At 48.2% G+C, this 14660-nt stretch carries 13 protein-coding genes; 11 read left to right on the forward strand and 2 right to left on the reverse strand.

Translation table 11 applies throughout. The features are described from left to right. Window positions 1-58 precede the first annotated feature (58 nt). A complete protein-coding gene (locus VIS94_09275; GenBank protein HEY9161263.1) occupies window positions 59-310 on the reverse strand; it encodes a hypothetical protein in 252 nt (83 codons plus the stop codon). A 143-nt stretch (window positions 311-453) separates the two neighbouring features. Between VIS94_09275 and VIS94_09280 the strand changes: the two genes are divergently transcribed. The 7 genes from VIS94_09280 (at window position 454) to VIS94_09310 (ending at window position 8776) form a co-directional block, all read left to right on the forward strand. Beyond that, on the forward strand, window positions 454-1929 hold the full coding sequence (locus VIS94_09280) for an LPP20 family lipoprotein (GenBank protein ID HEY9161264.1): 1476 nt from the start codon (window positions 454-456) through the stop codon (window positions 1927-1929). Between the two features lie 80 nt (window positions 1930-2009). Further along, entirely contained in the window at window positions 2010-3035 is a 1026-nt protein-coding gene (iolG, locus tag VIS94_09285; GenBank protein HEY9161265.1) for an inositol 2-dehydrogenase, read from the forward strand. Further along, window positions 3032-4027 carry a LacI family DNA-binding transcriptional regulator gene (locus tag VIS94_09290; GenBank protein ID HEY9161266.1) on the forward strand — a complete coding sequence of 332 codons (996 nt, stop codon included), beginning with the start codon at window positions 3032-3034 and terminating at the stop codon, window positions 4025-4027. Before iolG ends, VIS94_09290 begins: the two co-directional genes overlap by 4 nt. Further along, complete coding sequence (locus VIS94_09295; GenBank protein HEY9161267.1) at window positions 4024-4866, forward strand: polysaccharide deacetylase family protein; 843 nt, start codon at window positions 4024-4026, stop codon at window positions 4864-4866. The genes VIS94_09290 and VIS94_09295 overlap by 4 nt, the downstream gene beginning before the upstream one ends. Before the next feature lie 16 nt (window positions 4867-4882). Continuing rightward, complete coding sequence (locus VIS94_09300) at window positions 4883-6085, forward strand: DegT/DnrJ/EryC1/StrS family aminotransferase (GenBank protein ID HEY9161268.1); 1203 nt, start codon at window positions 4883-4885, stop codon at window positions 6083-6085. Between the two features lie 12 nt (window positions 6086-6097). Further along, window positions 6098-7387, forward strand: coding sequence for an alanine racemase (locus VIS94_09305; protein ID HEY9161269.1), 1290 nt, complete (start codon window positions 6098-6100; stop codon window positions 7385-7387). A 15-nt stretch (window positions 7388-7402) separates the two neighbouring features. Further along, a complete protein-coding gene (locus VIS94_09310) occupies window positions 7403-8776 on the forward strand; it encodes a glycoside-pentoside-hexuronide (GPH):cation symporter (GenBank protein HEY9161270.1) in 1374 nt (457 codons plus the stop codon). Window positions 8777-8855: 79 nt separating this feature from the next. Here VIS94_09310 and VIS94_09315 read toward each other — a convergent pair whose 3' ends face one another. Continuing rightward, window positions 8856-9374 carry a hypothetical protein gene (locus VIS94_09315; protein ID HEY9161271.1) on the reverse strand — a complete coding sequence of 173 codons (519 nt, stop codon included), beginning with the start codon at window positions 9372-9374 and terminating at the stop codon, window positions 8856-8858. Window positions 9375-9527: 153 nt separating this feature from the next. Between VIS94_09315 and VIS94_09320 the strand changes: the two genes are divergently transcribed. The 4 genes from VIS94_09320 to VIS94_09335 are packed head-to-tail and all read left to right on the forward strand — an operon-like array spanning window position 9528 to window position 14646. Continuing rightward, window positions 9528-10937 (forward strand): AMP-binding protein, encoded by a 1410-nt coding sequence (locus VIS94_09320; protein ID HEY9161272.1) that lies wholly within the window; start codon window positions 9528-9530, stop codon window positions 10935-10937. Window positions 10938-10969: 32 nt separating this feature from the next. Continuing rightward, entirely contained in the window at window positions 10970-12505 is a 1536-nt protein-coding gene (locus VIS94_09325) for an aromatic amino acid ammonia-lyase (GenBank protein ID HEY9161273.1), read from the forward strand. Further along, complete coding sequence (locus VIS94_09330; protein HEY9161274.1) at window positions 12498-12932, forward strand: thioesterase family protein; 435 nt, start codon at window positions 12498-12500, stop codon at window positions 12930-12932. Before VIS94_09325 ends, VIS94_09330 begins: the two co-directional genes overlap by 8 nt. After that, window positions 12922-14646 (forward strand): DegV family protein, encoded by a 1725-nt coding sequence (locus VIS94_09335; GenBank protein HEY9161275.1) that lies wholly within the window; start codon window positions 12922-12924, stop codon window positions 14644-14646. The genes VIS94_09330 and VIS94_09335 overlap by 11 nt, the downstream gene beginning before the upstream one ends. Window positions 14647-14660: the final 14 nt, after the last annotated feature.

Consider the following 14660-nt stretch of genomic DNA (forward strand, 5'->3'; position numbering starts at 1 on the left):
TTTTACGGCAAAATGCGATCGATGAGGGTTTAGGCCTGGTTCTTGCTTTTACGGCTTTTTATTCCGGACAGTATTTGTAGCAGTCAAAATCCTCCCCGGGGGCCGGATCCCTCTGGAAATAACGGTTTCTTTCGCAGTATATTTCAAGCTCGGAATTATCCCTGTTGATGCATATGCTGCAGAAATCTTCAGCCGTGAGCCGGTTATTTTTCCTGCCGGTTATCTTGACATATTTCGGGCATGTTCCGCACCTTTCCAGAGGCCCGTTTTTATGTGCACACCACGCACACCTGTAGGTTCTGAAATCCATGGGGAGTTAAATAAAGCGGCCAGGCACAAAGGGCAAGCAATTTTTATTTTAAAATATGTTCTCTATACATTATGAATTGTTGAATTATCAGGATGATCGGTTATTATAATTACACAAAGCTTGTTTTCCGGGAGACAGCCTTGATGAATATAAAGTTGTTTGCTGCAGTCACATTATTGTCTCTTATATTAACGCCTTTTGCCGGTTTTGCCGAAGACAGGCCCGGCTGGGTGCTTAACGGCAGACATACATCATATAATCAGAAAGATTATCTTGTCGGCATCGGCATCGCCCCAGCAACCAGTGACAGCGGGGCTGATATCCAGAAGGCGGACAATGCAGCAAGGGCTGACGTTGCAAAGCAGATACGCGTAAGTCTTTCGGAGGATTTCTCCTCCCATGAAGAAAATGTGAGCGAAACGGGATATGACAAAAAAGTAATATCTGGAGAACGCTCGAAGTTTAAGATAACCCTTAAAAACCGCCAGTGGGTAAATATTACCGTTGAAGGCGTTGAAATAGCGGAAAGATATTTCGATCAAAAGGCTAGCCTGTACTATTCGCTGGCGGTGCTGAACAAGGCAAGAGCCGCAGAAAGGCTTTCCAGTGAAGCCGCAGTAGGGTTTCACGATTCGGACAAAACACTAAAGGAAGCGGAAAAATCGATAAACAGCGGTAATTATGTAGACGGAATAATAAAACTTATTACCGCAACCGATCTTTTTGACAGGGCCAGAGAGGACAATAAAATCGCATGTGTTCTCGGGGCTCAGGCAATAAAAACATCTTCGTTTACAAATCCCTTTGCGATGCTGCTTGACGTCGCAGGCAGAATAGAGGTCAAGTGTGAAAGCGGATGCCATCAAAAGGCAAGGATAGGTGATCCCCTGCCCGAGAATGTTTTTGTAAAGGCCGTTTATTCTTCTAATCAGGCAATAATCCCACACCTCCCGCTCAAGCTTATCTATCCCGATGAAAAGGCCGCCCGGGGAGACACGTTTTTAACTTCTTCCAGCGGCACCGCTTCCATAAAGACAGGCGCCATCAAAAAAACGGGAAGTAAAAATAATACAATAGAAGTGGTCCCTGCATGGGAAGTTCTTGAAAAATATGCACTTGGGAAAAACGCTGATTCCTGGCAGGACAGGTTTTCCTCTGACGGCGCTGTGATAAGCTATGAGACCAGGAACGAGGCATCAACAAGAATTATCATCTCAAGCTGTCTTAAAATAGACGGCAGACCCGCTGAGGACACCGTTGCCATTGATATTCTGAAAGGCCAGCTGCGAGCAGCAGGATTCATCGTATCCACCACGAATGACTGTCTGGAGTCAAAAGACATCGACGCCATTTCTTCCAGGATCAACGGAAGGGCCGAGCTTGTTGCAATAATCGATATGGATGCAATGAGGTCAACAAAAAGCGCCAGGACGGTTTACAGGGCGGGCGTCTCGTTCACCTGTTACGACATGCTGAGAAAAGAGATAACAGCTTCCATGGAAGGAGTGGCTGTAGGAATGGCAAATGAAGACAGGGAGGCCGTTGACAGGGCGATTGCAAATGCATGCTCGGAGTCCGGAAAACTGTTCGTGGAGAAAATCAGGGAAAACCTGAGATAAACCCTTTCATAAAATACATTTGACAGTTTGCAATTTTTTTGTAAACGTTTACGAAATATTAAATAATTCAGAGTCAAGGAATGAATATACGAAAATTTAATGTAGCGGTAATCGGCACCGGACGTATGGGTGCAATTCATATTGCCAACATCATGGATCATATGCCTTTTGTTGCAATCAGCGGCGTTTATGACACGGGTCCGCATATTGCCGAAAACGAGATTATGCGAAAGTACGGGCTACGCTGTTTCGTCTCTGATAATGAAATCTGGCAGGACACTTCAATCGATGCGATTATTATCTGTTCCCCAACCACAACCCATCTGGAATACATTCGAAGAAGCGCCCGGGCAGGCAAGCATATTTTTTGCGAAAAGCCGATAGGAGAGGATATCTCTGAAATCAAGGATGCACTTGATATGGTCAACTCGGCAGGCGTTACACTGATGACAGGATTCAACCGCCGCTTCGACGCAAATTTCCGGCGTGCCGTAAAAGCCATCCGGGAAGGCGAAGTCGGAAAACCCCAGGTGGTAAAGATAACCTCCCGCGATCCGCATCCGCCGACAATAGAATTCATCAAAACCTCCGGCGGTCTTTTTTTCGACATGAGCATCCATGACTGGGACATGGCACGGTTCCTCATGGGAGATGAGATCGAATCGGTATATGCCACAGGCTCGAATCTCATTGACCCGGAAATCGGAAAGCTTGGAGATATCGATACTGCCGCAGCGTTGTTGCGTTTTTCAGGCGGAGGCATCGCCGTCATAGATAATTCCCGCCAGGCCGTCTACGGATATGATCAGCGAATAGAGGTGTTCGGCTCCAAAGGTGCTGTCATTATCGGCAACCAGCCTGCAAACACGGCGTGCATAAGTACGGCGGACGGCATCAGGCATGATCCCATCCCTTACTTTTTCATAAACCGGTACATGCAGTCATATCTGAATGAACTGAAGGCTTTTTTTGAAGCCCTCGAAAATAAAGGCCCGTCGCCGGTGTCTGGCGAAGACGGGCTTGCGGCAGTAATAATTGCACGAGCTGCGCTTTTGTCTCTCAAGGAGAACCGTCCGGTTTCACCGAATGAGGTCGAATCGTCATGAACGCGACCATTAAAGACATCGCCCGAAGACTTGATATATCCTACGCAACCGTTTCCAGGGCGCTTAACGGCCGCTATGGAGTACATCCGAAAACGAAGGAAAATATCCTCAAGATGGCGCAGGAGATGAACTATCATCCAAATGCGATCGCCCGCGGGCTGGTCAAACAACACACGGAAACCATCGGCCTCGTGATCCCGGATATAACCAATCCTTTTTTCCCGGAAGTGGCCCGAGGAATAGAGGACAGGGCGGAAGAACAAGGCTACAGCGTTTTTCTCTGCAACACCAACTGGGAGCAGGAACGCGAAGCACGGTACCTGTCCCTTTTGAGGGAAAAGCGAGTTGACGGCATAATCCTTGCCCCTGTGTCCGACAAATCACCTTTGGACTGGAAGTTTGACGACAGAGCACTGCCGCTCGTATTCGTCAGCGAAGTCCGTCGCGGCATGGGCAAAAGCTATGTTGCCATAGACAATATCCACGGAGGATACATCGCAACAAGGTATCTTATAAATAAAGGATATAAACGAATAGGCTTTTTCGGCGCTGCGGAAGATGAGCTTACCAGTGAAGAGCGCTACCAGGGATATGCCAGGGCTTTGAAAGAAGCCGGCCTCAGGGAATACAAGAAATTCGTCAGGTTCGGGGATTACGGCTCCAACACGGGAAACCGGCTTATAACCGACATGATAAGGAAAAAAGACTATCCCGATGCGGTATTCGCGGTCAACGACCTCTTTGCCCTCAGCGTCATGCAGGGAATTTTGGGCTCAGGGCTACGCATTCCAGGAGATATTGCGGTAATAGGTTTCGACGACATACCTTTGGCCTCTTTTCCAGAAATTATGCTCACGACCGTGGCCCAGCCGAAATACCAGATGGGCAGGATCGCGGCGGATCTGCTTTTGGAGCAGATACAGGAAAAACCAGGCGCGGCAAAAAAGGAGGTCATCCTTGAAACGGAACTCATCGAAAGGGGAACGGCATGATAAAACTCACCAGTGAAATACTAGGATACGGACCTGACGCAAGGCTTCTTATAATCAACATAGACGACTTCGGATTTTCTCATACGGCCAATGTTTCGGCAATACATACGATGAGGCATGGTCTGGCAAGCTCGCTTACGGTAATGGTCCCCTGCCCTTGGGGACTTCACGGACTGAAGCTCCTTAAGGAAAATCCTGACATTCCCTTTGGTGTTCACCTGACTGCCATGAGCGAACATGAACTCTTCAGATGGGGACCGGTGTGCCCGCAAGAAGAAGTTCCGAGCCTTGTGGTCGATCGCGGATTCTTTCCAACAGAAGATGAGAGAGACGACTTCATCGCAAGGGTAAGCGTCAAAGACCTTGAAAAGGAATTCCGGAAACAGATCGAAATCGTGCTGCAATCAGGACTTACCCCCAACCACCTGGACAGCCACTGCAACATCCACGACAGCAGGGAGGATATCTTCGATATGACGGTGGGGCTGGCCAGAGAATACGGCCTGGCCTTAAGGGTCCATGAACCAGGCTTCATAAGAAAACTTAAAGAAGAGGGGCTCGCCGTTATCGACCACCCGGATGTGGACAGCTTCAGGTTGCCGACCGATGGAAAGGATGCGCTGTACGAAAAGATGCTCAGGGAACTGCCGGTCGGGCTTTCAGAATGGGCAATCCATCCTGCAAGCGTTACCGACGAGCTTAAAAGCATAACCGACGAATGGCCGGTGCGCGACGCCGATTACCGCTTCTTCAATTCCGAACGCGCCAAACAGGTAGTTCGAGAGGAAGGAATAAAGGTTATTACTTACAAGGAACTGCAGAAGTTCTGGAAACAATAGAAGGAGGAAACAGACAATGCCTGGACCTGGAGCATATTTGATCGGAGACGAAGAATACAATGAGGTTGTCGAAGTTCTGAAATCGAAACATATAAGCAGGTACGGGAGCGACGACGATCCTTTGTTCAGACAGAAGGTGCATACCCTTGAAAGGGAGTTCGCGGAACACATGAACGCGCAATACAGTGTCGCTGTCAATTCCGGGACAAGCGCATTGATGGCTTCTCTAATAGCGCTCGGTATCGGCCGCGGAGATGAAGTTCTGGTGCCCGGATATACCTTTATCGCCTCCATGTCTTCCATCATCGCTGTCGGGGGCACACCTGTACTTGTCGAGGTGGACGAATCCCTCACCATGGACCCCGCAGACATAGAGAGCAGGATTACAAAAAAGACAAAGGCCGTTATGCCGGTTCACATGCTCGGAAATCCATGCAATATGAAGGCGATATGCGACATTGCACACAGACATGAACTGTCCGTTGTTGAAGACTGCTGTCAGGCGCTGGGAGGCTCCTTTCAGGGCAAGAAGCTCGGAACGTGGGGAAAAATCGGGGCCTATTCGCTGAACGTCTACAAGGTAATCAGCGCAGGCGATGCAGGCATCCTTATAACCGATGACAAGAGCCTCTATGAGCGCGCCTTCGGATTTCACGACCAGGGCCATCTTCCCCGCCGCAAAGGTGTTGAAATCGGGAACCGCAGCCTCATAGGCATCAACATGCGTATGAACGAACTTACGGGCGCCTTTGCTCTTGCCCAGCTTCGGAAACTTGACAGGATCCTTGAGCTCCTCAGGGAGAAGAAGGCCAGGTTTAAAAAGGCCATCTCAGATGCCGGCCTCAAGGGAATGCATTTCAGGACCATAAACGACCCCGGGGAGTGCGGCACGCTGCTTACGGTAATCTTTGAAAACGCCGAGCAGGCCGAAAAGGCTGCATCAGCGCTGGGGACGAAAACTCTCAACAAAAGCGGCTGGCACGTGTACAATAACATGGAACAGATGATCGCCTGGCGGGATGAAAATGGAAACGCCCCGATCAGAAAAAACATGCTGCCTCAAACGGATAATATCCTTTCACGAAGCCTGAACCTGAGTGTAGGCGTAGTCGACGGCGGAATTGGATCTGATTTCGGTATTACAATACTCTCGGATGAGAATGAAATAGATGGCAAGGCCGAAGAATTCATAAAGCGGATTAAACCGGTTACCGGTTAGAAGGGGGTGTTTATGTGGTACCTTGCGGGCATTGTATGCACATGCTGCATACTTCTGATTCTGCTGAAGCCTCGCAAAAAGGGAAAAGCCCATGACAGCTACTTTGCCGCTGTCAATAATCTCCTCAAAAACGAAACCGACGGCACACCTAAAATATTCTGCGACCTTGATCGCCTTGACAGGAACATTGTCAGGGTAATGGAATATATCGGCAACCCTGAGAGGCTCAGGATCGTCGTCAAATCGCTGCCCTGTATCAGCCTTCTTAACTATATCATGGAGAAAACCGGGACGAAAAAGCTGATGTGCATTCACCCGCCCTTCATCCCGGCCATCCTTAACGAACTGGGTTATGACATCGACATTCTTATGGGAAAGCCGGTATCTGTAAAAACGGCCGGGAAGTTCTTTCAAACCATCGGGGAAATAGAAAAGGCTTCCCGGACTATTCAATGGCTAATCGATACGCCTGAGCGCATCCTTGAATACCGGAATCTGGCAGAAGAAATGAACCTCACATTGCGTGTGAATATCGAACTCAATATCGGCCTGAACCGCGGGGGAGTGGATTGCATTGAAGACCTGAAAAAAATGATGGAAACAATAAAGTCTAACCCGGAGACACTTAATTTTACTGGATTTATGGGCTATGAGGGTCATGTGCCCCATGTGCCGGCCATTTCAGAAAGGATTCCCGCCATAAAAAAAGAACTGAAAAAAACCATGGACCGCTATAATGAATACTGTCGTTACGCATCGGAACATTTCGGTGATATTTATTCGAAAGCCTCTACCTTCAATACAGGAGGAAGCGGAACGCTCAGGTTTTATCATGACCAGTTCTACGAGATGGAACTTGCTGCCGGCGGCGCATTCTTAAGACCGGCCTGCTATCCGGAAGTTTCTCTGGAAGGCTTCGAGCCGGCACTTTTCATAGCGGCGCCCGTCATAAAAAAACCTGGCCCGGTCAGGATACCTTTTGTGGAGTTTCTGACTCCGCTCGTAACCTGGTGGAATCCGAACATGATGCAGTCTATATGTGTGTACGGAGGCGGATGGGCGGGGCATTTCATTTCCCCACCCGGAGTCGATCCTCTCAATATGCTTAATGATCCACCGAATCAGAACCTGCTGCCCAACCAGAGCCTGCTTAGCATATCCGACAGGGTGCCGATTTCCTTAGGAGATTATATCTTTTACTGGCCACAGCAAAGCGATGCAATGTTTCAGTTCCACAATCTGCTTACGATTCGAGAAGGTGCAATCCACGGCGAGTGGAAGACCTTCCCGTTCGGATTTTAGAGAGGAGCGTAAACCATGAAAAAAGGTTTTGTAGTACCATTGTTGGAAAAGATCGCCTTCGGCGTCGGAGACATGCCGGGCAATCTGACGTACCCGGCCCTTCAATTTTATTTTGTCTACTTCATTGTCAATATTTCAGGCGTCCCTGCGCATCTGGCCGCCCTCGTCTATCCCATAGGCAGGGTGTGGGGTGCGATCATGGACGTCATCATAGGAAGGATCTCCGACCGTACGGAAAGCCGGTTCGGAAGGCGGCGGCCCTATCTTCTCTTCGGTGCGATACCGCTTGGGGTGTTTTTCGTGCTTCTCTGGCTCATACCGTTCAAATCCACGACAGCCATGTTCATTTATTATCTTGTGGTTGTAGTCCTGTTCAATACCATATTCAGCCTCACGACAATCCCCTATAACGCACTCCATCCCGAACTGACACAGAACTATGACGAGCGGACTACGCTCTCCGGATTCAGGATAGTCTGTTCCTTCATTGCCAACATCATCGCCGCCGCAGGCGTTGCGGTCATCGTAGACAACATCTATCCGGGCCGTCAGGCTTACAGGGAAAGCTACCCTGTCATGGGATGGATTGTAGCCGCCCTGGTCGTTATAATGTACTTTTTCACCTTCACTTTCACAAAGGAACGGGTGAAATCCGAAGCAAAAGATACAGAAGGGATTCTTGAGACGCTCAAATCTTTCTGGAAACTTAAAGAGTTCAGGAGCGTCCTTGCCGTTTTCCTCTTCAATCAGATAGGTGCGGATGTCTTCATGTTCATAATCATTTTCTTCCTGAAAGATGTCATCAGGATTCCGGAAGACACCACCTTCATCATCATGGGCATCCCTATCATCACTGCGATCATCATGGCTCCGTTCTGGGTCTGGATGGGGTCGCGTCTGGGTAAACCGAAGACGCTTACCATTTCGTCCATTTATTTTGCTGCGGCATTGCTTTTCAGTCTTCTGGCGCCTGTGGGAAACCTCTACTTTGTGATCGGTCTGGCAATATTTATCGGGATTGGCATGTCGGCCTCGCAAGTCCTCATCTGGTCAATAATGCCGGATGTAATCGAGATCGATGAGTACGAAAACGGGGAGAGAAGAGAGGGTGCCTTTTATGGCATTACATCACTTATTTACAAGGCAGCCTCAGCAGCCGCTGTAGCTGCAGCCGGCTCCATAATAGCGTGGTTCGGTTATGTGGAAAACTGTGCATCGCAGCCCCAGTCATCTCTCACTGCCATAAGGTTTCTTATGGGCATAGGCCCGGCAGCATTCTTCCTGCTTACCGCCATTACGGTGAGCAGGCTGCCGATAACGAAAGAGCGCTTTGAAGAGATCATGATTGTCCTCAAAGAGCGTAAGAAACAAAAAGAACAGGTAATATAAAAGAAATCCGGTGTGATGCTGCTGATTTTAAGAAGATCAACCCGTATATTCAGCAGCATCCACCTGAATATTTTTGAAATTACTTGCCGGTTTTGTCCTTATCCTTTGCTGTTTCGGCGTCTTTGTTGATCCAGTACAGGTAGTATTCGTCAACCGTGATGTTGCCGTCGGCATTCTTATCCATCACCATGACAACTTCTTTCAGTTTGGCATTGACATCGTCCAGTGACACTTTGCCGTTCTTGTCGGAGTCCAGCTTGTCATAGTAAACCGTCCACTCTTTCTTTATCTCATTGGGTGTGATGGTGCCGTCTTTGTTTACATCCAGTTTGGAAAATACCGTTCTCTCGTGGACAAGCATTTCATCTTTGGAAAGTATGCCGTCCTTGTTGGTGTCTATAGAATCAAAGAGCTTCTGCCGCCGGGCCTTCAACTGTTCCGGTGTAAGTGCTTTACCATTTTTGGTGTCCAGCTGCTGTAAAACGGAATCAGGTATTCCTATGCTCGGGACGGCCGTTTTGGCTGCCAGAACAAAGCTGGGACCTGCCAAAACAAAGACTATTGAAAACAGTAAGCTGATTTTGAAATACTTTTTCATCATTTCCTCCTTTAGTATATAACTTGTGTGAATATATCATATAAAATTTTACAGGCAAATTGAATAGCTTGCTTTCAAAATATGAATGGCTTGTATCGATGAACCTATTATGTTAACAATTTTAAAGCGTTTACTCATAATAATGGAGATCCCATGAATTCTTTGACTCAGGCATTACTCTACTCAAACACCAGCCTTCCGGATTTTGATGTAATCAAAAACCTATTCAACAGGCTTAAACAAACTCCACTCTATAAATCCTCGTTTCAGGATTTGGAAATTGCCTCTTGGGATGATTTTATTAAACTTCCCCTTACTTCAAAAGAAGTTCTCAGAAATATACAGCCGACAGATAACCTTATCACAGACAAAGATAAAGTATGGCATTATCACGAATCGTTCGGCACCACTGGCGCCCCGATTTCATCCTGGTATTCAAGAGAAGATTATCTCAACGAGATCAAAATCACAGAAGGCTGGACATCCTGTATAAAACCCGGGATGAAGGTTCTCAACAGGTTTCCGTACAGCTTCGCCATACCCCCTTTTGTGCTTGAGGAAAAATGCCGGCAGGACGGCGGAATCGTTCTGCCTGTCGGGTATTTAAGCTGGAACATGCCTTATGCCAGGGTCTTGGATATCATGAAAAGGCTCGAGGTTGAGGTTATAGGCTGCCTTCCCACCGAGATGATCATCCTTGAAATGGTTGCAAAGAGCATGAAATACGATATCAGGAAAGACTTTAAAAGCCTCAGACATATTCTTACTTCCGGTCGTATTGTCCCTGATTCTCTGCGAAACTACATCGAAGAAAAATGGGATGCGAAAATGTCGATGGTCTACGGCTGCACCGAATCGGGCGGGATTGCATCAACCTGCGAAAACGGGAGCCTGCATATTCATAAGGATGCCCATGTTGTTGAGATCCTGGATGAAAAGACCCTGCTGCCGGTCAAAAAAGGGGCTCCAGGGCTGGTGGTCCTCACATCATATTACAGGACGGCGTCCCCGATGATCAGGTATAATACGGGCGATTATGCCCGCATAACAGACAAAAAATGCAGCTGCGGCAATTCAAGCCCAGTTATCGAGGTTTTGGGAAGGGCGGACGAGGCAATACACTCTGGTAAGGGAAAGATCTATTTCCTCAATGCAGAAGATGCAGTCATGGAATTCTCCAAACAATTCGACAGTCCTGTGTACTATTTGATCGTCAACGGGGATAAAATCGTGCTCAGGATAGAAACGCACAATGAAAGAAGAAAATACAGCCCTGAATCTTATGAAAGGCTTTGCGAAGTCTTTTCTTCAAGGTTAAAGGTCGACATATGCAGCCCCGGGGAACTGCTCGATGTGGATTTCCTTCTGAGGGCGCCGGAAGTCTACAAGCCCAAAAGCATCACCTTCTGGGATAAAGAAGACAGGAAAACCATCTCCATGACGGAAGGACTGATCAAATTCCCCGAATACTCTTTTACCGATTTTCTCTCTCTCAGCAAGAAGTCGATAAAAAATATGTTCGTCAAAAAAGGCTTGATCCGCCACTTCAAACCCGTTTCTTGACAATTAAGGTGAATGCTAATAGCAGTTATCAAATGAGCTCTCACTTTAAACCGGACGTAGTTGTCGGCAATGAACACATAGGCCTTTCAAGACTTATTGATGTTGCCGACTCGCGTGCACAAGTCGTCATCAGCGGCTCCGATGAGTTTGTTTCGAGAATGGAGGCATCCAGGTCCGTCCTGCACAAGGCTATCAGAGAAGGTACTCCGGTATACGGTGTAACCACAGGCTACGGCGCCTCATGCGGAAACAGAATCGGGGCTGACGATATTGAGGCGCTGGGCAATAACCTGATTACTTATCACGGATGCGGAACCGGTGAACCGCTGGGCATAAAAGAGACACGCGCCGCCATGATGTGCAGGATAGTTTCCCTTTCACGCGGACTTTCAGGCGTTACAATAAATCTTTTAAAGCAGATCGCGGCATTTTTAAATGCCGGCATTACACCTGTCATTCCATCTCTCGGGTCGGTCGGGGCCTCTGGCGACCTCACACCTCTTTCATACCTGGCAGCTACCCTGGCCGGCAAAAGAGAGGTCGTTTACAAAGGCAAAGTCATGGAATCCGCCAGGGCAATTACGGAGGCAGGCCTTAAACCATACATTTTCGAACCGAAGGAACCTCTCGGTATCCTGAACGGGACTTCGATTATGACCGGGATAGCTTCTGTAGTATTATACCGTTCAAAAAAAATACTCGATGCCGCTACTGCCGCAACCGCTCTGACCGTGCATGCGCTTAAGGGACATGCAGACCATTTCCATAAAGTTATTACCGATTCAAAAGAACATCCTGGCCAGATATCGATTGGAAAAAAATTAAGAGCTCTGCTTTCCTCAACAGGCGAACACGGTGAAATATCTTATATTGAACATTTGCAGGATCCTTATTCGATAAGGTGCGTCCCTCAGATTCTGGGTGTTGTAGATGATACCCTTACCTGGGTTGAAAAATGGGTGGTTACGGAAATCAACAGCTCAAACGACAACCCCCTGTTCGATCCGGAAACCGGCGCAGTTCTGATGGGCGGCAATTTTTACGGCGGCCATATCGCTTTTGCAATGGACAGCCTTAAAAGCGCTCTCGCCCAGGTTGCGGACCTGCTTGACCGCCAGCTGGCCCTGCTTGTCGACACACGCTTTAACAGGGGTCTGCCTTCAAACCTGGTCAAGGTTAAGGATCAACAGCGATTCAAGCACCACGGGTTCAAGGGCATGCAGATAACGGCCTCGGCCCTGACCGCCGAAGCGCTTAAAAACACCATGCCCGTATCATCGTTTTCGCGTTCGACCGAATCTCACAACCAGGACAAGGTCAGCCTTGGAACAATAGCGGCCAGGGATGCATTAAGGCAATGCGAGCTTGTCTCAAGCCTCGTTGCTGTTCATCTTATGGCATCGGTGCAGTCCTGCGAAATCAGAGGGGGGCTTGAATCAAGACCTGAAATAAAAAAAATCGTATCATCAGTTCGCAATATAGTTGCCGACGCGTCAGAAGACCGGGAAATGGGAGAAGATATCGGCATCCTGGCCTCGGCGCTATATGAAATGGTGTGGGATGAATAAACCAGGGATTCTGTTTGAACATTCAGTGAAAATAAACATACCGTTTCACGACACCGATGCCATGCAGGTTGTATGGCACGGCAATTACCTTAAATATTTCGAGATTGCCAGGGATTCACTGTTTGCTGAAAAAGGCATTGACCTTTACGACTACTTTCTGAGATTTCATTACCTTTTCCCAGTCATCAGGGCTTCGGTAAAGTATATCGCTCCCCTGCGCGTAAGAGATGAAATCATCTGCACCGCTTTTCTGTTAGAGGCAAGAAGAAAAATCGTTATGGATTTCACCATTCGCAGGGTATCTGACAACACGCTCTGCGCAACGGGAACAAGCGAACAGGCCGCCGTCCTTTTTACAGGAACAGGCATGGACCTTGAAATCCCGAAGGAAATACGGGCCGCTCTGGAGGCTTCCAATGACACCTGAATTAATCTCAGCCCTTTCAACGGGGACAGAAAGGCTTGCAGCATGGTCGGACCTGCTTGACAGCATAAACGTATTTCCTGTCGCAGACGGAGACACCGGCAGAAATCTCGTCCTGAGTCTTTCGCCTTTAAGGGCTCTTCCCAGCGATACGATACTTGAAGACCTGCTGCTTTCTGCACGGGGAAATTCAGGAAACATCGCTGCCGGTTTTTTTACCGGATTCCTGTCATCCTCTCCTCAAGAAGACATGGCACATGCCGTCAGTACCGGCAGAAAAAAAGCCTTCGCCGCAGTCCCGGATCCCAGAAAAGGGACCATGCTTGATATATTCGACACTCTTGAAGAAATTGCCAGATATCCTGAAAGGATTGCTGATAAAAACTGCTTGCTGGAAACCCTCAGAGACACTGTAATTGCCACAGCTGAAATAAATCCCAAGCTCAAGAAAGCAATGGTCGTCGATTCGGGTGCACTGGGAATGTTCATTTTTTTCGATGCATTTTTCAATGCATTAAACGGCTCTCGCGAGGAAATGAACCACATAGCGGAACTCTTCAATAACCGCCTAACCATCAGCGATGACTGGAAAAAAGAAGAAGGAGTGTCAGGCAGTTGCATAGATTTTGTAGTGAAGGTAGCGGGTGACAACCGGCAGCTTACTGATGAACTTGTACGTTTTGACAACAGCGTTGTATCAATAAGGCACGACGATTATGTAAAGATTCACCTGCATGCCGATTCTTCAAAAGAGCTCCGCAGTTCCATATCAAAACTGGGAGCCGTCGTACAGTGGTCGGAAGACGACCTGGGAGAGCAGGCAAAGAATTTTGCCGTGGCGTCAAAACCGGCTCTGCATATCCTCACCGATGCGGCAGGCAGCGTTACACGAAACGATGCCGCGCGCCTTGGATTTACTCTTCTGGACAGCTACATTACGCTGGGCAGGCTTGACATGCCGGAAACATGCCTTGAACCCTCAAAGCTGTACTCGGCCATGAGGAACGGCATTAAGGCCACAACCGCTCAGGCCTCGGTTTTTGAAAGGCACCAGCACTACGAAAAGGTGCTCGGTCTTTACGGCAGGGCGCTCTACCTCTGCGTAGGTTCGGCTTTTACCGGCAACTTCAAGGTGGCAACCGACTGGAAGGCATCTCACGATCCTGAAAACAGGCTTACCATTATGGATACCGGCGCCGCGTCTGGAAGGCTCGGGCTTATAATTCTTTCTGTCGCCCGCTTTTCGCTCGAAGCGGCTTCTCCTGAAGAGGTTCTTGAATTTGCCGGAAGAGCTGTTACTTTGTCAGAGGAATATGTCTTTATCGACAAGCTTCAATATCTTGTCGCAGGCGGCAGGGTTTCAAAGACAAGCGGTTTTTTCGCTGACTTGCTGAACATGAAGCCTGTTGTGAGCCCCCAGCCCGAAGGGGTAAAAAAGCTGGGGGTGGTGCGAAACAGAAAAGACCAGGTGGCCTTTGCCTTAAAAAGGCTTGAAGAGCTTTTAAAAGATAAGAACGGGATAATAATGCTCGAGTATTCCGATAACCGGAGCTTTCTTGATGAAGAAATCAAGCCACTTTTACAAAAAAAATTCAAAGGCTCTGAAATTTTTCTGCAGCCTTTATCGCTTACATCGGGTACGCATATGGGGCCAGGCACTTGGGCCCTTGCCGTCATGCCCTATACGGCAGGCCTCAAGATAAACCCGGAAGGTTAAAAATGATCAAGCCT

The organism is Desulfomonilia bacterium (assembly GCA_036567785.1).
GTDB lineage: Bacteria > Desulfobacterota > Desulfomonilia > UBA1062 > UBA1062 > DATCTV01.